The sequence below is a fragment of the Pseudomonas sp. TE21394 genome (genome assembly GCF_054057835.1).
Window position 1 is genome coordinate 2,352,245 of record NZ_JBSRZR010000001.1, and the last position, 20,048, is coordinate 2,372,292.

Annotated in this window: 19 protein-coding genes and 1 pseudogene; 3 read left to right on the top strand and 17 right to left on the bottom strand. The window is 62.9% G+C overall.

What is annotated here, in order from left to right; genetic code table 11:
* Position 1: 1 nt before the first annotated feature.
* The 11 genes and pseudogenes from ACVWZT_RS10870 to ubiE form a co-directional block, all read right to left on the bottom strand.
* Positions 2–874, bottom strand: a complete 873-nt coding sequence (locus ACVWZT_RS10870; RefSeq protein WP_457472056.1) for a methyl-accepting chemotaxis protein — start codon at positions 872–874, stop codon at positions 2–4.
* A pseudogene (locus ACVWZT_RS10875) lies at positions 857–1,975 on the bottom strand (methyl-accepting chemotaxis protein); the annotation flags it as partial. The gene ACVWZT_RS10870 and the pseudogene ACVWZT_RS10875, both read right to left, overlap by 18 nt.
* Before the next feature lie 45 nt (positions 1,976–2,020).
* Positions 2,021–2,728, bottom strand: a complete 708-nt coding sequence (locus ACVWZT_RS10880) for a 16S rRNA (uracil(1498)-N(3))-methyltransferase (RefSeq protein ID WP_457469293.1) — start codon at positions 2,726–2,728, stop codon at positions 2,021–2,023.
* Entirely contained in the window at positions 2,725–3,516 is a 792-nt protein-coding gene (gene tatC, locus ACVWZT_RS10885) for a twin-arginine translocase subunit TatC (RefSeq protein WP_296232803.1), read from the bottom strand. Before tatC ends, ACVWZT_RS10880 begins: the two co-directional genes overlap by 4 nt.
* Complete coding sequence (gene tatB / locus ACVWZT_RS10890; RefSeq protein ID WP_296232804.1) at positions 3,513–3,890, bottom strand: Sec-independent protein translocase protein TatB; 378 nt, start codon at positions 3,888–3,890, stop codon at positions 3,513–3,515. Before tatB ends, tatC begins: the two co-directional genes overlap by 4 nt.
* A 3-nt stretch (positions 3,891–3,893) precedes the next feature.
* Complete coding sequence (locus ACVWZT_RS10895) at positions 3,894–4,166, bottom strand: twin-arginine translocase TatA/TatE family subunit (protein ID WP_457469295.1); 273 nt, start codon at positions 4,164–4,166, stop codon at positions 3,894–3,896.
* A gap of 92 nt (positions 4,167–4,258) precedes the next feature.
* The gene (locus ACVWZT_RS10900; RefSeq protein WP_296232806.1) at positions 4,259–4,594 is read right to left on the bottom strand and encodes a phosphoribosyl-ATP diphosphatase; all 336 of its coding nucleotides are present in this window, start codon (positions 4,592–4,594) and stop codon (positions 4,259–4,261) included.
* A 1-nt stretch (position 4,595) separates the two neighbouring features.
* Positions 4,596–4,988, bottom strand: a complete 393-nt coding sequence (gene hisI / locus ACVWZT_RS10905) for a phosphoribosyl-AMP cyclohydrolase (protein WP_296232807.1) — start codon at positions 4,986–4,988, stop codon at positions 4,596–4,598.
* A 72-nt stretch (positions 4,989–5,060) separates the two neighbouring features.
* Positions 5,061–6,680, bottom strand: coding sequence for a ubiquinone biosynthesis regulatory protein kinase UbiB (gene ubiB / locus ACVWZT_RS10910; RefSeq protein ID WP_457469299.1), 1,620 nt, complete (start codon positions 6,678–6,680; stop codon positions 5,061–5,063).
* The gene (locus tag ACVWZT_RS10915) at positions 6,677–7,300 is read right to left on the bottom strand and encodes a ubiquinone biosynthesis accessory factor UbiJ (RefSeq protein ID WP_296235145.1); all 624 of its coding nucleotides are present in this window, start codon (positions 7,298–7,300) and stop codon (positions 6,677–6,679) included. The genes ubiB and ACVWZT_RS10915 overlap by 4 nt, the downstream gene beginning before the upstream one ends.
* Complete coding sequence (gene ubiE / locus ACVWZT_RS10920; RefSeq protein WP_225779533.1) at positions 7,300–8,070, bottom strand: bifunctional demethylmenaquinone methyltransferase/2-methoxy-6-polyprenyl-1,4-benzoquinol methylase UbiE; 771 nt, start codon at positions 8,068–8,070, stop codon at positions 7,300–7,302. The genes ACVWZT_RS10915 and ubiE overlap by 1 nt, the downstream gene beginning before the upstream one ends.
* A gap of 124 nt (positions 8,071–8,194) precedes the next feature.
* On the opposite strand from ubiE, the gene ACVWZT_RS10925 reads away from it, so the two are divergent.
* A complete protein-coding gene (locus ACVWZT_RS10925; protein ID WP_296235146.1) occupies positions 8,195–8,470 on the top strand; it encodes a polyhydroxyalkanoic acid system family protein in 276 nt (91 codons plus the stop codon).
* An 18-nt stretch (positions 8,471–8,488) separates the two neighbouring features.
* On the opposite strand, the gene ACVWZT_RS10930 is transcribed toward ACVWZT_RS10925, so the two are convergent.
* Together ACVWZT_RS10930 and ACVWZT_RS10935 are read right to left on the bottom strand one after the other, a co-directional pair.
* Positions 8,489–11,176, bottom strand: a complete 2,688-nt coding sequence (locus tag ACVWZT_RS10930) for a hypothetical protein (protein WP_457469301.1) — start codon at positions 11,174–11,176, stop codon at positions 8,489–8,491.
* A gap of 37 nt (positions 11,177–11,213) precedes the next feature.
* Positions 11,214–13,247 carry a dermonecrotic toxin domain-containing protein gene (locus ACVWZT_RS10935; RefSeq protein WP_457469303.1) on the bottom strand — a complete coding sequence of 678 codons (2,034 nt, stop codon included), beginning with the start codon at positions 13,245–13,247 and terminating at the stop codon, positions 11,214–11,216.
* A 181-nt stretch (positions 13,248–13,428) separates the two neighbouring features.
* Here ACVWZT_RS10935 and ACVWZT_RS10940 point away from each other — a divergent pair, with 181 nt between their 5' ends.
* Complete coding sequence (locus tag ACVWZT_RS10940; RefSeq protein WP_457469305.1) at positions 13,429–13,848, top strand: phasin family protein; 420 nt, start codon at positions 13,429–13,431, stop codon at positions 13,846–13,848.
* 10 nt (positions 13,849–13,858) lie between these two features.
* Positions 13,859–14,659 carry a phasin family protein gene (locus ACVWZT_RS10945; protein WP_457469306.1) on the top strand — a complete coding sequence of 267 codons (801 nt, stop codon included), beginning with the start codon at positions 13,859–13,861 and terminating at the stop codon, positions 14,657–14,659.
* A 121-nt stretch (positions 14,660–14,780) separates the two neighbouring features.
* Here the strand turns inward: ACVWZT_RS10945 and ACVWZT_RS10950 are convergent, their stop codons facing one another.
* From ACVWZT_RS10950 to phaC (ACVWZT_RS10965), 4 genes are all read right to left on the bottom strand, one after another.
* Positions 14,781–15,395, bottom strand: a complete 615-nt coding sequence (locus ACVWZT_RS10950) for a TetR/AcrR family transcriptional regulator (RefSeq protein ID WP_296235150.1) — start codon at positions 15,393–15,395, stop codon at positions 14,781–14,783.
* Between the two features lie 13 nt (positions 15,396–15,408).
* Positions 15,409–17,091 carry a class II poly(R)-hydroxyalkanoic acid synthase gene (gene phaC / locus ACVWZT_RS10955; RefSeq protein ID WP_296235151.1) on the bottom strand — a complete coding sequence of 561 codons (1,683 nt, stop codon included), beginning with the start codon at positions 17,089–17,091 and terminating at the stop codon, positions 15,409–15,411.
* A gap of 118 nt (positions 17,092–17,209) precedes the next feature.
* On the bottom strand, positions 17,210–18,061 hold the full coding sequence (gene phaZ / locus ACVWZT_RS10960) for a poly(3-hydroxyalkanoate) depolymerase (protein WP_296235183.1): 852 nt from the start codon (positions 18,059–18,061) through the stop codon (positions 17,210–17,212).
* Between the two features lie 62 nt (positions 18,062–18,123).
* Positions 18,124–19,803, bottom strand: coding sequence for a class II poly(R)-hydroxyalkanoic acid synthase (gene phaC / locus ACVWZT_RS10965; protein ID WP_296235152.1), 1,680 nt, complete (start codon positions 19,801–19,803; stop codon positions 18,124–18,126).
* Positions 19,804–20,048 lie beyond the last annotated feature (245 nt).

Below are 20,048 nucleotides of genomic sequence, written 5' to 3' on the forward strand. Positions count from 1 at the left end.
ATCAAAGCTTGAACCGCCCCACCAACCCTTGCAGGTGGGTACCCAGCCGCGCCAGTTCCACGCTCGAGCTGGCTGTCTCTTCACTGGCTGCCGAGGTCTGGTCGGAAATGTCCCGCACGTTCATCACGCTGCGGTTGATCTCCTCGGCCACCGCTGTCTGCTGCTCCGCCGCCGTGGCGATCTGCTGGTTCATCGCCTGGATCGACGACACGGTCCGGGTAATAGTTTCGAGGGAACTGCCTGCGCGGCGGGTCAGTTCGACGCTGCTGTCGGTCAACTGGCGGCTACTGTCCATCACGCTGGCCACACGCTGGGTGCCGCTCTGCAGGCCGGCGATCAGCTCTTCGATTTCCTCGGTCGATTGCTGCGTTCGCTGGGCCAGGCTGCGCACCTCATCGGCAACCACGGCGAAGCCACGCCCGGCCTCGCCGGCACGGGCGGCCTCGATCGCCGCGTTGAGGGCTAGCAGGTTGGTCTGCTGGGCCACCGACTTGATCACATCGAGCACGCTGCCGATCTTGTCGCTTTCGGCCTTGAGCTGGTTCATCGCCTCGCTGGAGTTGACCACTTCGCCCGCCAGGCGCTCGATCTGTGCCACCGCTTCGCCCACCACGCGGTCGCCTTCGCGGGCCTGCTGGTCGGCTACCAGCGCGGCTTCCGAGGCCTGCTCGGCATTGCGGGCCACTTCGTGCACGGTAGCGGTCATCTGGTTCATGGCGGTCGCCACCTGGTCGGTTTCGACTTTCTGGTTGTTGACCCCGGCACTGGTCTGCTCGGTCACCGCCGACAGCTCCTCGGCGGCGCTGGCGATCTGCGTGACGCCATCGCCGATGCCGCCGATCAGTTCGCGCAGGCCTTGGGTCATTCGCTGCATGCTGGCCTGCAGCTGGCCGAGTTCATCGCGGCGTTGCACCTGGGGCTGCTGGGTCAGGTCGCCACTGGCCACCCGTTCGGCGGCGCGCAAGGTCTGGCGCAGCGGGATGATGATCTGCCGGGAGATGATCCAGGCTGCCAGCAAACCCAGGGCCATGGCTAGCGCGGTGGCCAGGGCGAGCAGGCTCTTGGCCTGGGCGGCGCCGGCGTTGCGTACCTGAGTCTGCGAATCGGTCATCGCCTGGCCGGTCTGCAACAGCACCGTACCGTGCGCGACCATGTTTTGCAGGGCCTGCTCGGTAGCGGCCTGGGCGTTGCCGAACTGGGTTACCGCGTCACGGTAGCCCGCCATGGCAGTGGCAGCGTCGTCCAGGCTGGCGGCATGTTCGGCAGGCACCTTGGCCGGCAGCGCGCGCAACTCGGCCAGGGCCTGGTCGATGGCCTTGAGTGCGGTTTGCTGGAAATCGGCATTGCCGCTGTAGGTGTAGCCACGTACCTGGAAGCGCGCCTGTTGCAGCAAGGCACCGACTTCAACGGCGTACTGGTATTGGCTGATGTCGCCACCTTGCAACAGGCCACGCTGTACGCGGCCGACCAGTTCCGTGGCCTTGTCGGCTGTGTCGCCAAGCACGCTGCGGCTGGCCTCGCGGCGTTGCCCGGCCTGTTTCAGCTCGCTGAATGCCTGTTGGTAGCCGCGCACGGCCTCGCGCTGTTGCTCCAGGCGCTGGCGGTCGGCGGGTTGTTCGATCTGCGTGAGCATCAGTTGAACCTGACGGTCGAGATTGGCCAGGGCTTTTTCCAGCTCTGCCACCGAAGCATCGTCACGCTGGCGCTGGTATTGCTGGCGGGCGATGCGCAGTTCCTGGGTATATCCCAGGATCCCCGAGATGTTGCCCAGCTTGTCGCCACGGTCGACGATGCTGTCCATGCCGTGCCAGCCAGTCAGGGTGGTGGCCAGGGTCAGTAGCAGAACGAGACCGAAGCCCAGGCCCAGTTTGCGACTGACGCTCACGTTGCCCAACGATTGGGCGATCCATTGATACATGTGAAATCCCCTGGCCGGCTTGGCAGCACGAAAATGTGTTGTTGTTGCCAAAGCCATCGGCGCGGGGAAGGGAAACTTTATGGGTAAAAGTTGACCCGTTTGTCAGAATATTCGTGAAAGCAGTGCTGTCACAGCGGTCTCTACGCGCAGGATGCGCTCACCCAGTTGCACCGGGGTCAGGCCGGCCTGGCCCAAAAGCTCCACTTCGTAGGGGATCCAGCCACCCTCCGGGCCGATGGCCAGGGTCACGGCTTGCTCCACGGCACGTGGGCAGGCGGGGTAGGGGCCAGGGTGGCCGACCAAGCCCAAGGTGCCTGCGGCGATGGATGGCAGGCGATCTTCGACGAACGGTTTGAAGCGTTTTTCGATGATCACCTCGGGCAGCACGGTGTCACGTGCCTGTTCCAGGCCGAGGATGAAGTTTTCGCGAATGCTGTCGGGGTGCAGGAAGGGCGTTTGCCAGAAGCTTTTCTCGACCTTGTAGCTGTTCACCAGGATCAGCCGCGGTACGCCCAGGGTGGCTACGGTCTGGAACAGCCGGCGCAGCATTTTCGGGCGGGGAACGGCCAGCACCAGGGTCAACGGCAGTTTCGCCGGTGGCTGCTGATCGAAGACGACCTGCAGTTCGGCCTCGTGAGCTTCCAGGCGCAACACCGTGGCCTTGCCCATCAGGCCGTTGACACGGCCCACGCGCAGATTGTCGCCCACCGTCACGCGGTGGATCTCCTGCATGTGGGTGAAGCGCCGGTCAGCAAGAACGACGCGGTCGGCCGCGACGAAGTCGGCCTCTTCAAGAAGCAACAGGTTCACGGTTGGGTCGCTGGCGGCTGGTCGTTGTGGTCGTTGGCGGGGTTATCGTCGGCTTCGCTGCGCTTGCGGATCAGGCTGCCGCACAGCACGCCGATCTCGAACAGCAGCCACATGGGTACAGCGAGCAGGGTCTGGGAGAAAATGTCCGGCGGAGTGAGGACCATGCCGACCACGAAGCAGCCGATGATCACGTAGGGGCGGATCTTCTTCAGGTACTTCACGTCGACCACGCCGATCCACACCAGCAGTACCACCGCCACCGGGATCTCGAAGGCCACGCCGAAGGCGAAGAACAGCGTCATCACGAAGTCCAGGTAGCTGGCGATGTCGGTCATCATCGACACGCCTTCTGGCGTGGCACTGGCGAAGAAACCGAAGATCAGCGGGAACACCAGGAAGTAGGCGAACGCCATGCCGGCGTAGAACAGCAGGATGCTCGATACCAGCAGCGGGATGGCGATGCGCTTTTCATGACGGTACAGCCCGGGTGCGATGAAGCCCCAGATCTGCTGCAGGATGAACGGGATCGCCAGGAACAGCGAGACGATCATGGTCAGCTTGAACGGTGTCAGGAACGGCGAGGCCACGTCGGTGGCGATCATCGTCGCATTCGCCGGCAAGTGCTCGCGCAGTGGCGCCGAGACCAGCGTGTAGATCTGCTGGGCGAAGGAGAACAGCCCGGCAAAAATGAGGAAAATGACAGCAACGCAGCGCAACAGGCGTGTGCGCAGTTCGGTCAGGTGCGATACCAGCGGCATCGGCTGGTCGTGTTCCGGGTTCTCGCTCATGGGGCTCGCGGCGGTTGGGGCGGTTCGGAAGGTGTGGCCGGGGCGGCAGCTGTCTCGACTGGCCGGGCTTCAAGCCCGGCGGGGGGCTGCACGACTGCAGTGGTGACGGGCGGCTGTGCCGGTGGGGTCATCGGGTTGAGGATGCGTTTGGCTTCCTCTTCCATCTGCAGGATGTGCTCGTTGTGCAGTTGGCGACGGATTTCGTCGGCGCCGATTTCGCGCTCCACTTCCATCTTGATGCTGTTGAAGCTGCGCTTGAGCCGACCGATCCACAGGCCCGCCGTGCGTGCGGCACCGGGCAGGCGCTCGGGGCCGAGCACCAGCAGGGCGACCAGGCCGACGAGCAGCAGCTCGCTGAAACTGATGCCGAACATGGGTCAGTCTTTCCGCTGCGGCTCTTGGACCGGCTGGGCCTGGCCTTCGATGGTATGCGCCTGGTTCGGCTGGGCGGTGTTCTGTACCGGGGGGGCGGGCTGGGCTGGCGGTGGGGTCTGCTCGGCCGGCTTGTTCTCTTCGTCGCTCATGGCCTTGCGGAAACCCTTGATCGACTCGCCCAGGTCGCTGCCGAAATTCTTCAGTTTCTTGGTGCCGAACACCAGGACCACGACGACCAGCAGGACGATCCAGTGTTTCCAGTCAAAGATACCCATTTCTTACTCCTGAAATTGTGTGTGGGCGCAGGACATCTGTGTTGCATCCTCTGTGGGAGCGGGCACGCCCGCTCGCACAGGCCTTTGATACATCAGGCAGAGGGCTGGCGTGCTGCCTTCTCATCGTGCCCGGACAGCCCGAAGCGGCGTTCCAGTTCATCGAGCACGGCTTGCGGATGCTGGCCCAGCGCGCTGAGCATCACCAGGCTATGAAACCACAGGTCGGCGGTTTCATAGATGACATCGCTGTAATCCTTGCTGAGCGCAGCATCCTTGGCGGCAATGATCGTCTCGACCGATTCTTCGCCGAGCTTTTCCAGAATCTTGTTCAGGCCCTTGTGGTACAGGCTGGCCACGTAGGAGCTGTCGGGCGCCGCTTGCTTGCGTTCTTCAAGCACGTCGGCCAGGCGATTGAGGGTGTCGCTCATGTCAGTGTCCTGCGCTGTAGATGGCATCCGGGTCTTTCAGGACCGGGTCGACGGTTTTCCACTGGCCGTCTTCGAAAACACGGTAGAAGCAGCTTTCACGGCCAGTATGGCAGGCGATATGGCCCAGTTGCTCGACCATCAGGATGACCACGTCGGCATCGCAGTCCAGGCGCATTTCCTGCAGCTTCTGCACATGCCCGGACTCCTCGCCCTTGCGCCACAGCTTGCCACGCGAACGCGACCAATAGATGGCACGCTGTTCGGCGGCGGTCAGGGCCAGCGATTCGCGGTTCATCCAGGCCATCATCAGCACGCGTCCGGTCTTGTGGTCCTGGGCGATCGCCGGTACCAGGCCCTCGCTGTTCCACTTGATCTCGTCCAGCCAGTCTTTCATCGTCGACTCCAAAGCGGGCCCGCTCCTGTGCCGGGCCCTTTGCGCTAGTGTGCCAGCCATGGGCGCGGCTGGCTATTGGCGCACGATCAGGTAAAGGCCAGCGGCCAGCATCAGCCAGGCCGGCCAGGCGCTCGGGGCGGCCAGGCTGGCTGCCTCGGCGGCTCCCGCGGCCAGTACCGCGCCGCCGCCCAGCAGGCCGGCACCCAGCAGGCGCAGCGGCCAGCGGTCGCCCTGGCGACGGCGCTCGGGGAGTTGCGGGTCGTGCAGGTGCGGTTGTGACAGACGTTCGAGCACGTCGCGGGCCATGTCGGCCAGGTGTGGCAGCTGTTCGACCTGGCTGTGGATATTGCCAAGCACGGCTTTCGGGCTCATGCGCTCACGCATCCAGCGCTCGAGAAACGGCTTGGCGGTGCTCCACAAATCCAGGTCGGGGTACAACTGACGGCCCAGGCCCTCGATGTTGAGCAGGGTTTTCTGCAACAGTACCAGCTGCGGCTGCACTTCCATGTTGAAACGCCGGGCGGTCTGGAACAGGCGCATCAGCACCTGGCCGAAGGAAATATCCTTTAACGGTTTTTCGAAGATTGGCTCGCACACGGTGCGGATGGCAGCCTCGAATTCGTTGACCTTGGTATGCACGGGTACCCAGCCCGAATCGATGTGCAACTGCGCGACGCGGCGGTAGTCACGCTTGAAGAAGGCGATCAGGTTGCGCGCCAGGTAGTCCTGGTCCTCGTCCGTCAGGCTGCCGACGATGCCGCAGTCGATGGCGATGTATTGCGGGCTCCAGGGCCGGACCGTGCTGACGAAGATGTTGCCGGGGTGCATGTCGGCATGGAAGAAGCTGTCGCGGAATACCTGGGTGAAGAATACTTCCACGCCGCGCTCGGCGAGCATTTTCATGTCGGTACGCTGGTCGGCGAGGGTCGCCATGTCGGTTACCGGGACGCCGTAGATGCGCTCCATCACCAGGACCTTGGGCCGGCACCAGTCCCAGTACACCTGCGGCACATACATCAGCTCGGAGCCTTCGAAATTGCGCCGTAGCTGGCTGGCGTTGGCCGCTTCGCGCAACAGGTCGAGTTCGTCGTAGATGGTTTTTTCGTAATCACCGACGATTTCCACCGGATGCAGGCGGCGAGCATCGGCAGAAGCCCGCTCGGCGCCTTTGGCGATCAGGAACAGCCAGGCGATATCAGCGGCGATTACCGGCTTGAGGCCTGGCCGGACCACCTTGACCACCACCTCTTCGCCGCTTTTCAGGCGGGCGGCATGAACCTGGGCTACCGAGGCGGATGCCAGTGGCTCAACGTCGAAGCGGCTGAATACCTCACCCACCTTGGCGCCGAGTTGGTCCTCGATCAGCGCCACGGCCTGTTGCGGGTCGAATGGCGGTACCCGGTCTTGTAGCAACATCAGCTCGTCGGCGATGTCGGTTGGCAGCAAGTCGCGGCGGGTAGACAGCAACTGGCCGAACTTGATGAAAATAGGCCCAAGGTCCTGCAGCGCCAGGCGCAGGCGTTCACCACGGCTGAGCTCGGATGGCTTGCGTGGCAGCCAGCGCCAGGGCATCAGCAGGCGCAGGCTCATCAGCCACCATGGCAGCGGGTAGTCGAACAGCAAGTCATCCAGCCGGTACCGGATGACTACGCGCTGAATGCGAAAAAGACGGCGGACGGCGAGCAGCTTCATGCGTTATCGCTGGTATCAAGGGATTGGGAGAGGCGCTTGATGCGCGCCTCGAGGCGTTCTGTATCAAGCTTGAGGGCATCGAGTTCGCTGAAGGCCGCTTCGGCTTCGCGCTTGCCGACCAGGGTGCGGGACTCTTCGGCCAGATATTCGGAGAGGTTCTGGCTGAAGCGCGCGAGGCCCTGCAGGGTCCAGCGTGCGCGCAGGCGGATGTGCCCGGCGAGCATGGCCGTGGCAACCGGGCCGAGCCAGCGCTGCAGCTCGTGTTCCCAGTCCAGCTCCAGGTCCTGCAGCACTCCGAACAGGTCAAGCAGTACCGCGCTGTCGCCATGCAGTTCGACCTGCGGACTGTGCAGCACGGCAGTCTTGTCCCTGGCCAGGGCCAGTTGCGCCAGGCTGCCGGCCGGGGCGCGCAGGCTGCAGTCGACCTCGCCCGCCCAGTGGGCCGCCAGCATCAGGCCTTCTTCATCGGGCAGGATGAACACCTGCAGGGCCGGTTGGCGGCAGTCGATCTCGATGACCTTGCCTTCCAGCGCAGCCAGCCGTGGCAGGGCCGTGCTGTCCATGCGCAGGACGCGGTTCAGGCCATGTTCGGCGCTGGCGAGCAGCCCGGCCAGCAGCATCAGGGCTTGATTCCCCGGTGCACGGCGACGATGCCGCTGGTCATGTTGTGGTAGGTGACGCGGTCGAAACCGGCGTCGACCATCATGGCCTTGAGCGTTTCCTGGTCGGGGTGCATGCGGATCGACTCGGCGAGGTAGCGGTAACTGTCCGCATCGTTGGTGATCAACTTGCCGGCCAGGGGCATGAAGGCGAACGAGTAGGCGTCGTAGGCCTTGGACATCAGCTTGTTGGTCGGCTTGGAGAACTCCAGCACCAGCAGGCGGCCGCCCGGCTTGAGCACGCGCAGCATCGAACGGATGGCTTCGTCCTTGTGGGTGACGTTGCGCAGGCCAAAGGCGATGGTCACGCAGTCGAAATGGTTGTCCGGGAACGGCAGCTTTTCGGCATCGGCCTGGACGAACTCGATATTACCGGCCACGCCACGGTCGAGCAGGCGGTCACGGCCAACCTTGAGCATCGATTCGTTGATGTCAGCCAGCACCACCTGTCCGGTCGGGCCGACCAGCCGCGAGAACTTGGCCGCCAGGTCGCCGGTACCGCCGGCGATGTCCAGCACGCGGTTACCGGCGCGTACGCCCGACAGCTCGATGGTGAAGCGCTTCCACAGGCGGTGCATGCCGCCGGAAAGCACGTCGTTCATCAGGTCGTACTTGGCCGCCACCGAGTGAAACACTTCGGCGACTTTCTTCGCCTTCTGGCTTTCAGGCACGTCCTGGTAACCGAAATGGGTGGTGGGTTCGGCTTGGTCGCCTTTGCGCTGGTCGTTCATATCGCTTCACCGGAAAAAATTACCGCCATTCTAGGGCGAACGGGCGGATTTGTCTTGGCGGGGTGTGCCAGTGGGCAGGGGCGGGCATAATGCCCATTATGTCTTCATCTTCAGGAATGCCCGCATGACCCAGATCAGCGTCGAACGCAAACACGCCCTTGGCCGCGATGCCGCTCGTGCCAAGGCCGAAGCACTGGTCGAAAAGCTCAGCCGCGAATACGACCTCAAGGCCACCTGGAACGGGGACCGTGTCGATGTGGCGCGCAGCGGCGCCAATGGCAGCGTGCACATTGGTGACGACAGCATCCGCGTGGAACTCAAGCTGGGCATGATGCTGTCGATGATGAGCGCCACCATCAAGGGCGAGATCGAGCGGGCGCTGGACAAGGCCCTGGCCTGACCCGGGCCCGCTCCTTGGCTACTGCGGCGTGTCCGGCGGAAACGGGATGATGCCGAGCACCTGTTCCAGGCGCAGGTCGCCTCGGTAGATCGCGACCCGCTCGCCGGCGTCTACCGCTTGCTCGAGCATGGCAACACTGCCACCTGTGCCGGCATCGCGGAACTTGAGGTGGCCCTTTACGAAATCATGCCCTCTCGCTTCGAGGCTGCGATAGTGGAAGTGAGCCTCCCACAGTACCCGTCGTGGCGCTTGCTCGTCGCGAATCTCATAGACGTCGAGGTAATCATTGGCGTGGCGCAGCCGGCGGCGCATCACCGTCTGCCTGATCCGGATCCGGCGCTGCTCGGCGAGGAAATGTAAGGCCCGCCCGTCGGGATGGCGCGTATTCAGATACGCGTCGGTGAGCAACCTGGCTTTTTCCTGATGGATACGGTCTTGCGCTGCCTGCAGCAGTTCGACCAAGCTGTTGTCCTCTGGGTTGTTCAGCTCGGTCAGTTGCTGCTGCACTTCGCGCATGTCACCTGCCGGCCATTCCAGGAAGTCGTTCAGGCTGTTGGGCTCATGCGCATAGTGACGCTCGGCGAAGGCGATTTTTCCCTCCACCTCTTCCAGCAGGCGGCTTGCACGCCGCCGCACCTGCGTCCGGTCGTGTGGCGCCGGCCTCGTCTGTTCAGGCACTGCATGCCACTCATCGTTGCGTTGCTCGAAGTTGCCGGTGGGCTCCTGGTTGAAGGCATTGCGCTGGAATGCCCGAGTACCCATCTGGTCGACTTCCACCAGCAGCGGTCGACCCCGGTTGACACGGATTACCCGACGTCTATTTGTTGCTGGACGCTGTAACGGCGCCGGCTGCGGAGGATTGCTGCCGCTCTCGACTTGGGCCAGGGCGGTGCTTAACTGCTGTTCCGTGGTCTGGATCATCGTCGACAGTTCGCGCGTGTACTCGTCCAGTACCTCAGCGACCAGCGCGGGGTCGTCCAGCGTCAGCATGTACTGAGCGCGGCCCAGCACTGAGCGGTATTTCTGAAGGATGTCCTCAAGCAATTCTGCTTTGACCTGGGCCGTTTCCTCGATGTCTGCAAGCCCATCGTGGCTCCATACCGTACGGCTTAATTCGGTATCGCCGAGCGGCGCGCGCATGGTCAGCAGGTGCTCGGCCGTTTCTGCCGTGAGCCGGGCTCTGTCCACGGCGAGGTAAGCAAGTTCACTGAGCAGTTGAGCCCGGATGACCAGCGTCGAATAGGTCCTGCGCTGGATGGTCTGCGTGAGCTTCGTGGCTTTATCGGCAATATCGACCTTAGGGTCCTGGAGTGCCTCCGGTATGATCCGGTCCAGTCGCTGGCTGACCATCAGCAGGCGGCGGGTGGCCTGGCAGGAATCTTTTATCTGCTCGCGAAAATCGAGGTAATGCTGCATCTGCTCGGCGTTCTCCGGAATGCGGCGCACCCCGGCGCTCATTGCGCTCAGCTCTTGGTGGTCGACCTGCGCCAGCAAGCGGCGGTACAGCAGGATGTCGTTGCTGATGGCTGTATCGTACCAGCGGCCGTATCGGCGTCGGCTCTGGTCATGGGGGTCGAACCTGCTGAACCGTGGTTCTGCCAGCTCCTTGAACACTTCGATGTTTTCGTGCAGCAGCGTGCTTTGTCGTTCCAGGTAGAGTGCGCAGGCCCGCAGTTCAGGCAAATGGAGTTTGCGCTGGGCTTTCAGCGCCTGCTGCTGAAGCTGCAACGCTTGCGGCGGTGAGGCGCGTTCCTGTTCGGAGAGCGCATCGTAAGCCTGGCTGTACGCTAGAGCGAGGTCGTCATAAGCCTGCAACTGCATGCGGTTGCGCTGCATCAGTGGCTCCATCCGGTTCAGCGCTTCTGCCTTGGCTTTGGCGGCCGTCTTCAATGTTTCGAACCGCTGGAGGTTCTCGGCGTTGATGGCTTGCCTGCTCCTGGGCATGCCGCCAGATAGGTTCAGATTCAAGGCCCACTCGCCATTCCAGCGTGTCAGCCATGGTCCCTTCTGGCGTTCACGACCGGCGATGTAATAACCGTCCGTGGCGCCATTCCATTGGGATACCCATTCGCTGCTGCTCGTCTCGGGGCCGATGATCTGCATGCCGTTCCAGGTTTCGATGACCTCATAGGTGCCGCCGCCCAGCCTGACGTAGTGACGGCCGGCAATGTTGAACAGCCCGCGCAAGCGACCATCTTCCAGTGGCGTGTGCCCTCGCAGTGACTGTGATGACCGCAACTGTGCCAGTGACTGGCGCTGCTGTGCCGACAGGTTGCCCAGGCGTTGCGCGTCATGCCAGCCTTCTACACGCGGCAGCTGCGCTTCCACAGAAACTTCCCACGTCGTCTGCTCTGGTTGCTTGAGGGTTGCCGGGGGGAATTCTCCCTTTGGCGCAGGGCCTGAGAAGCGTAGCGTAGCGGCCTCTTCGCTACCGGCAGGGGCGGGGGCAGGGCGGTGGGCAAGAAGCAAAGCCAGATTGATGAGCAGATCCATTGCCGCGGCGGTTCGATTGTCGCCGCTATCGCTCAGCAGCGTCTTCAGGTCCTCCTTGAGCGCTGACAGCGCCAATGCAAGCCAGACCAGACTGGTCATGGGACCATGCCAGAGCTGGGTGATGGTGTTGAAGATCGCCCAGGCGGCCTCCTTTACCAATGCACGTTTTTCCTGGGCATTGGAAATGCTGCTGCTGGCTGCGGCCAACAGCATGGTGTCGATTCTGGCATTGAACAGGTGAGTGTCCAGATCATCCGTCCAGGCCTGGAATGCGGGCTGGACCGGACGCAGTGAGGCGTTGCAGGAGATCGTCTGCCAGCTCGCCCTGGACACTGAACAGGTGCAGTAGGCTGCTGAGGTTCGGGTGCAGGTGCGGATGGTTGAAGCCGTTATCCTGGTAAACCGGGCGTGCGTCATCGTCAAGCCAGGCCAATACGCTCTCTTGCAGCTCGCCCTGTCTGCGAATTGCGGCCATAAGCAATTCAAGGGTCGGAAACTCCAGCAACGCCCTGTCGGCATAGAAGGGGCGGTAAAGGACCCAACTGCGGATTCTCGGTAGTTCGATGATGAACATTCCATGAGCCACATCGCGTGCCGAAGCGCCTGACGCGCACAGGAACGCAAGTGGGGCAATGCGCAAACGCCCCGTGGCTATGTCGGCGCTCTGACAAAAATCGAGGATTGCCTGGCTTGCGGGTTCGCCAAGCTGTCGCTCGATCCTTGCCTTCAGGGTGCTGAACCGCAGGGCGTAACGCCACTCCCTGGCATGCTGCCTGATCCGTTCGGACCTGCGTGGTTCGGTTCTGACTTGATCTTTCAGGTAATTGGCATACTGGCCGCCGACATTGACCAGATGAATCAGCTCCCTGATCTGTTCGATGCCCAGCCAGTCGTCCGCAGGTGACCCGCCCTCGATACTTACCCCGGTCATCACCTCTCCCGCCTCCAGGCGCAGGCGGGAGATTGCCAGGTCGGTCAGGGTCATGGTGCGCAAGAACAGCGACTGCCCTTGCGTGCCAGGGCCGATGATGGCCTGGGAAATGCGGATGTGCACTTTGTCCGGGTCTGGTACCGGCTTGTCCGGATGGCTGGCCCGCAGTTGTTCGCGTAAACGGCGGGCAGCGTAGCGGCTGATATCCTCGACGTCCCCCAGGGATGTAGAGCCGTTCGACCGACCTTGGCTCGCCGCCAAGTCGAGCAGAGCGGCGTGATAGGCGTAGCGGTCCTCCATGCTGGCATTGCTAAGCCATTGGGGCGGGCTGACGGCGGGTGACGTCTGTTCCTTGGATGGCAGACTCAGGAAGTACGCGGACGGGTCGCTCACCTGATGCAGCTGCCGCTCCAGCTCATTGCTGGTTGCCAGGCTGCCAATCCGCAGGCGCCCGATGTCATCAAGGATACCGTTGAGCAGTTGCCTGGCCTGGAAGGCGAAAGGGCGCCCTGTCACCGGTGTTTGTGCCCATGACAATGTCTCGAAGCGATAGCGCTGCGCTAGCTGGCGTTGCAGCGCGCTGGCAAAGCTGGCCATATCGGCATGCCGACGAACCGAACCGCAGGGCTTGCACTGCAGAACCCGATCACCGTTGCCGAGGGTGCTGCTGCTGAGCAACAGATCCGGCAGCGTAAAGCTATGTGTACCGTCAACGGTAGTGAGCGTGACTTGTATCGCCGCGATAGTCAGGCTGTCGGACACCCCGTCGAGCAAGCTGTAAATTGCTGTTTTTTCTTCATCGTCCAGGCCTTGACGAGGGAGGTTTTCGAGCAATGCGGCCTTGATGGTATGTTCCAGCCAGGTGATGCGCGAGATCTGGCTGTCTTCGTCGATACCATTCCAGAAGCCGATCTGGGCCTGTTGGAAGGCGGGTATCAGTGAGCCAAGCACCGCGTCGAAGGCATCGTTGAGCTTGGTCAGGTCAGGCCTTATTTCTGGCTGGCGGATGCTGTCCTGGCCTTGTACCTGGACCAGGAAGACATGCGGAGGGCTTATGCTGAGCGTGTCTGTGGTGCCCAGTTGCATACGTTCCCCGGCTAGAAAATGCTCGAGAAGCTCGTCCAGCAGCCCGCTGTGACTTGCGTGACCATCTGGGCTGCTGGGTGCATGGAGGATGACGAAAGGGTCGAGCGATGTGATCTGAGGATGGCTGCGGTGCATCCATGGATAGCGGTCGGTGAAGGACCGGAAACCTTCTTGCGACAATACCTCCCGCAAGCCGGGACGGTTGGAGAAACAGGCTGCCACGCGTTGCTTGAACGTCAGCCTGGGTTGGTTTGCTACAGCAGTCATGGTGTCGGTCTCCGTGAAGTGACGCCTGTGACGCTAGCTTTATCGCCTGGGAGGTACGCGTTACATAGATGCGACAGCGAAGACCTTAGGGTGAGGTTTCTAATTTTCTTCCCTACCTTGTGTTCAAGCCCAACCTCCATGGGCGGTTTTTTCCACCACTCATGAGCATGAGGTACACAGCATGGCCAAAGTGATTGTGAAGAAGAAAGACGAAGCCCTGGGCACGCTTGGCGAAGTGCGCGGCTACGCGCGCAAGATCTGGCTGGCGGGTATCGGCGCCTATGCACGCGTGGGCCAGGAAGGTTCCGACTACTTCAACGAGCTGGTCAAGGCCGGGGAAGGCGTCGAGAAACGTGGCAGGAAGCGTATCGACAAGGAACTGGATGCGGCCAACAGCCAGATCGATGAAGCGACCAAGGCCGTTAGCCGCGTCCCGGGGCGAGTCGAAATTCAACTCGACAAAATCGAAAAAGCTTTCGACGCACGGGTAGGCCGCGCCTTGAATCGCCTGGGCATTCCGTCTAAACATGACGTTGAGGCGTTGTCCATCAAGCTTGAACAGCTGCACGAGCTGCTTGAGCGCGTCGCGCACAAACCATAAGGAGAGCAGGATGGCTGGCAAGAAGAATTCCGAGAAAGAAGGCAGCTCCTGGGTCGGCGGGATCGAGAAGTACTCCCGCAAGATCTGGCTGGCGGGGCTGGGTATCTATTCGAAAATCGACCAGGACGGCTCGAAGCTGTTCGACTCGCTGGTGAAGGATGGCGAGAAGGCCGAGAAGCAGGCGAAGAAAACGGCTGAAGACGTGGCGGAAAGCGCCAAGTCCTCGACCAGTTCGCGCGTGTCTGGCGTCAAGGACCGTGCGCTGGGCAAGTGGAGCGAACTCGAAGAGGCTTTCGACAAGCGCCTGAATAGCGCCATCTCGCGCCTTGGCGTGCCGAGCCGCAACGAGATCAAGGCGCTGCACCAGCAGGTGGACAGCCTGACCAAGCAGATCGAGAAACTGACCGGTGCGTCGGTTACCCCGGTCTCGTCGCGTGCTGCCGCCAAGCCAGTCGCGAGCAAGGCAGCGGCCAAGCCACTGGCCAAGGCAGCAGCGGCCAAGCCTGCGGCGAAAACCGCGGCGGCCAAGCCGGCAGCCAAAGCAGCAGCGGTAAAACCGGCAGCCAGGACGGCAGCGGCGAAGCCTGCAGCCAAACCGGCGGCAGCCAAGCCCGCGGCAAAACCGGCAGCGGGCAAGCCCGCGGCAGCGAAGAAGCCAGCGGTGAAAAAGGCGCCGGCCAAACCGGCAGCCGCCAAGCCGGCAGCGCCTGCCAGCAGTGCTGGGCCAGCTGCAACCGCCGCTCCGGCACCTGCCGCCGCCCCGGCCAGCAGCACGCCGTCGGCAGCCAATGGCAGCGGTACCCTGATCTGATACCGCGTCACCTGCTTCGCGGGCTCGCCCGCTCCCACAAGTATCGCGCTGCTCATCTGGTCAGCGCAGGCCCTGTGGGAGCGGGCTTGCCCGCGAAGGCCGTGGCGTCGAAAGACCAGGCCTACCCCTCCAGATAGCGCACCGCCAACTGCTCGGCCGCCGCCCGCGCCTGGGCCTGTAGATGCGGCGCCACCAGCATCATCACCTGGTACACCACAATCCCCACATCTCCCTCGCGCCCCAGCACGCGCTGGTAATCCAGCGAAAACATCAGGGTCAGGGTGATCTGCTCCACCAGTTGCCCCAGCGCCTGGGTTTCGCTTTCCACCTGCCCCTGGCCCTTGAGGCTGGCCAGCAACGCTGCCAGCGTACGCTTCAGCGCGTTGATCAGGCTGCGCATGCCGCGCGCCAGCTTGGGCAGGCGCCCGGTCAGGTTCGACAGGTCCTGGAACAGGAAGCGGTACTGCGCCATGCGTTCGACGATCAGGTGCAGGAACAGCCAGTAGTCCTCGGCCTCCAGGCGCAGCTCGAGCGGTGGGTCAAGCAAAGGCATCAGCGCTTCTTCGAAGCGCTCGAACAGGCCCAGTACCAATGGCTCCTTGCCGTGGAAGTGGTAGTACAGATTGCCTGGGCTGATGCCCAGTTCATTGGCAATCTCCAGGGTGGAGACATTCGGCTCTCCCTGCTGATTGAACAGTTGCAAGGCGCATTCGAGGATACGGTCGCGAGTCTTCATCCCGTCGCCAGGCTCATCGGGTCATCACGTAGGTACCCGGTGCGGGCCCCAGCGGTGGATAGGTGGCGTTGCCCAGCTCGCTGCGCGGTGCCTTGAGCGGGCCGGAGCGCGGGGTGATCCAGTCCAGCCACAACGGCCACCAGCTGCCCTCGCTGCGCTTGGCGTCATGGAACCAGGCGCGCGGGTCGCCGGGCAGCTTGGGGTTCGCCAGGTAATAGGCCTTGGGGTTGCCAGGCGGGTTGATGATGCTCTGGATATGCCCGCTGTTGGCCAGCACGAAGCGCCGGTCGCCACCGAGCAGCAAGGCCGAACGGTATACCGCGTCCCATGGGGTGATGTGGTCGTTGCTGCCGGCTACGGTGAAACTGTCCAAGTCGACCTTCTGCAAGTCGATGGGCGTGCCGCATACCTCCAGGCCGGCTGGGTGGGTCAGTGGGTTGAGCTTGAAAAAGTCCAGCAGGTCACCATGCAGCGCAGCGGGCAGGCGCGTGCTGTCAGCGTTCCAGTAGAGGATGTCGAAGGCCGGTGGTGTCTTGCCGAGCAGATAATTGTTGACCCAGTAATTCCAGATCAGGTCATTGGGCCGCATCCAGGCGAATATCCGTGCCACCTCGGCGCCGTCCAGCACGCCACGCTGGTAGGAGCGGCGCTTGGCGGCCTCGATGGTCTGCTCGTCGGCGAACAGGCTGGCCGGGCTCTCGAACTTGCTGTCCAGCAGGCTGACCAGATAGGTGGCGCTGCGCACCCGGCGCAGTTGCTGCCTGGCCTGCAGGTGGCCTTGCAGCGCGGCCATGGTCAGGCCGCCGGCGCAGGCGCCCATCAGGTTGGGGTCGCGGTTGCCGCTGATACTGCGGCAGGCGTTGAGCGCTTCCTCCAGCGCTTGCACGTAGCTGGACAGGCCCCATTCGCGGTGGCGCGGGTCGGGGTTGCGCCAGCTGATCATGAACACCTGCAGGCCGCTCTTTAGCATGTACTGCACGAAGCTGTTGGTCGGGCTGAGGTCGAAGATGTAGAACTTGTTGATTTGCGGCGGCACCACCAGCAGTGGCCGTGCATGTTGCTTTTCGCTCATCGGCTTGTACTGGATCAGCTCCAGCAACTCGTTGCGAAACACCACTGCGCCGGGGGTTGCGGCCAGGTTGCCGCCCACCTCGAAGGCACGCTCGTCGACCTGGCGAGGCAGGCCATCGTTGTGGCGCAGGTCGTCGAGCAGGTGGGCGACACCGCGCAGCAGGCTCTGCCCGCCGGTGTTGAACAGCTCCTTGACCGCCAGTGGATTGAGGAGCGAATTGCTGGGCGCCAGGGCGTCGTTGATCAGGTTGAACAGGAAGTGCGCCCGGGCCCGGTCATCGTCGTCCAGATGGCTTTCCTCGATCCACATGCGGGTCTGCTTCTGCCAGGCCAGATAAGCCTGCAGGCCGCGGCGGTAGAACGGATTCTGGCTCCACGTAGGGTCGTTGAAGCGTGGGTCGCGCGGGTTCGGCTGGTGCGGTGTGTCGCCCAGCATCACGCGACCCAGTTGGCCGCCCAGGGCCAACAGGTGGTGTGCGGTATGCAGCGGGTGACGCAGGCCGTGACGGCTGACATTGCGCAACGTGGATAACAGGTCACGCCCGCGCAGGCCAAGGATGGCGTTCTGTGCATTCATGCGGGTGGCGGGAAGCGTTGGCGTTCCTTTGGCCGGTTTGTCTTTCATGGCAACACTCCCTCGTCTGAGCCGTTTCGCTGTCGGGACCTTCGCGGGCATGCCTGCGCCACAGGTTCAGCGCCGTCCCTGTGGGAGCGCGCGCGCCCGCGCAAAAGGCCGCATCGATCTACCCGCCCGAAACCGGGCGAGGGTGCATGACGGCGCGCTGTCGTTCTTGCTGAAGGAAATTCATGATGATCGGTGCGACGGCCTCGGCCCGGGTAATCAGGAACAGATGGCCGTCGTCGATAATGTGTAGCTGGGCATTGGGAATCCGCCAGGCCAGCAGGCGCATGTTGATCAGCGGGATCAATGGGTCGTCGTCGCCGGCCAGCACCAGGGTTGGCTGCTGGAGCTTGTGCAGCCAGTGGATGCTGGTCCAGCCAAGCCCGGCGAACAGCTGCCAGTAATAGCCCATCTTTCCGCCGGAGCGCACCTTGGCGGCATGTTTCATGGCCAGGTCCGGGTCGCGTCGGAAGCCGCCACCATAGATCAATGGTGCAATCCGGATGACGTGCGAGGGTTGTACGTAGCGCCGCGGGCTGGCCATCATCCACAGCACCTTGGGCTTGCCTGGCACCATCACCGCACCGGCTGCGGTGGCGGCCAGCACCAGCTTCTTGCAGCGCTCAGGGTAATCGTGGGCGAACTGCTGGGCCAGGGCGCCGCCCCAGGACACGCCGATGACATTGACCTGGCCGTAGTCGAGGTAATCCAGCATACGTGCCGTCAGCTTGGCCAGCCCGGGGAAGCGGTAGGGGTGGCGCGGGGTTGACGAGCCGCCGACCCCGGGTACGTCGAAGGCGATGACTTCCAGGTCCGGGTCCAGTGCTTCGATAAACGGGAACACCAGCTCCAGGTTGGCGCCGATACCATTGAAGATCAGCAACGGCGTAAGGTGTGGCTTGCCCGGGCGAACGGCGGTGCGGATAGACTGGTCGTCCAGTTCGACGGTCCTGAAGATATAGGGTTGCGGCATGCGCGTGACTCTTGGGTGAATGAACACCGTGGCGCCCTGGTAGGTGGCCACGGCGCTGCAGCTTATCGCTCGTGGACGTAAGTGCCCGGTGCAGCCTCGCCGGCACCGTAGGCCCGGTTGCCCAGGCGTGTCGGTGCCTTCTTCAGCGCACCGGCCCGCTCGGCCAGCCAGCTTTGCCAGTGCAGCCACCACGAGTCGGCATGCTTGGTGGCGTTTTCCTGCCAGGCTACCGGGTCACCCGGGCGATCCGCACCGGTCATGAAGCGCGCCTTGGGGTTGCCTGGCGGGTTGAGGATGCTCTGGATATGCCCGCTGTTGGACAGCACGAACTCGATCTTGCCACCGAACAGGTGTGCCGACCGGTAGCACGACTGCCACGGAGTAATGTGGTCGGCGGTGCCGGCCACGCTGAAGATGTCGCACTGCACTTGCTTCAGGTCGATCGGCGTGCCGCACACTTCCAGGGCACCGGGGCGGGTCAGCGGGTTGGTCTTGAACATTTCGATCAGGTCGCCGTGGAACGCGGCCGGCAGGCGCGTGGTGTCGTTGTTCCAGAACAGGATGTCGAACACCGGTGGCTCGTTGCCAAGCAGGTAGTTGTTGACCCAGTAGTTCCAGATCAGGTCGTTGGGGCGCATCCAGGCGAACACCTTGGCCATCTCGCTGCCTTCGAGCACGCCGGCCTGGTAGGAGTGGCGCTTGGCGGCTTCCAGGGTCTGCTCGTCGACGAACAGCGCGACCTGGGTATCCATGGTCGTGTCCAGCACGCTTACCAGCAGGGTCAGGGCATTGACCTTGTTCTCGCCAAGGGCGGCATAGTGGCCCACCAGGGCGGTGCAGGTAATACCGCCTGAGCAAGCACCGAGCATGTTCAAGTCCTTGCTGCCGGTAATTGCCAGTACCGCGTCGACGGCTTCCTTGAGCGCATCGATGTAGGTGGACAAGCCCCACTCACGCTGGGCCTTGGTCGGGTTGCGCCAGCTGATGATGAAGGTCTGTTGCTGCGAGCGCAGGCAGAAGCGAGCCAGGCTCTTTTCCGGGCTGAGGTCGAACACGTAGAACTTGTTGATCTGCGGCGGTACCACCAGCAGCGGACGAGCATGTACCTGCTCGGTGATGGGGTTGTACTGGATAAGCTCCAGCACATCGTTGCGGTACACCACGGCGCCTTCGCTGGTGCCCAGGTTCTTGCCCACTTCGAAGGCGTCCATGTTCACCTGGCTGGGCATGCCACCGTTGTTGACCATGTCCTTGGCCAGATTCGACAGGCCGTCGAGCAGGCTCTTGCCACCGGTTTCGAAGAAGCGCTTGACCGCCGCGGGGTTGGACAGGGTATTGGTTGGCGCCATGGCTTCGGTCATCAGGTTGATGACGAACTGGCCGCGGCTGATGTCCTGGGGCGACAGGTCGCTGCTGCCGATCCAGTCCTGCAGCTCCTTGCGCCAGGCCAGGTAGGTTTGCAGGTAGCGGCGGTACAGCGGATTGTGGCTCCAGGCCGGGTCGGTGAAGCGACGGTCGTCGCTTTCCGGGGCCAGGCTGGACTTGCCCAGCAGCACATTCTTCAGTTCCAGGCCGAAGTGGGCCACATGCTTGGCGCTGTGCAGCGGTTGGCGCATGGCCTGGCGCAGCACGGTACGTGCCGAACTCAACAGGTCCTTGCGGCGGATACCGATGACCGGGTTGAGCCCCAGGGTATTTTCCGAGGCTTGCCGCTGCAGCTCATCGTTGTTCTTGTTACTCATCTACGACGCTCCGTTGTCCTGAGACGAGTACCGGTTTGCTGTGGCGGGTGCACAGTGCTGAGCCCGGTACTGCTACTCGGGTGACCAGTGATAAGGAACAGCGGTGCTGCGAGGGTTCTTGCTACCTGCAAAGTGATGCAGGGAACTTGCCACTCCCCATTGGTTACCCGACTTTCATGTAATGCGCAAGACAGCCCTTCACTGGGCTGTCTATAAGGCATTCAAACAGATGATTCTAGAAAATG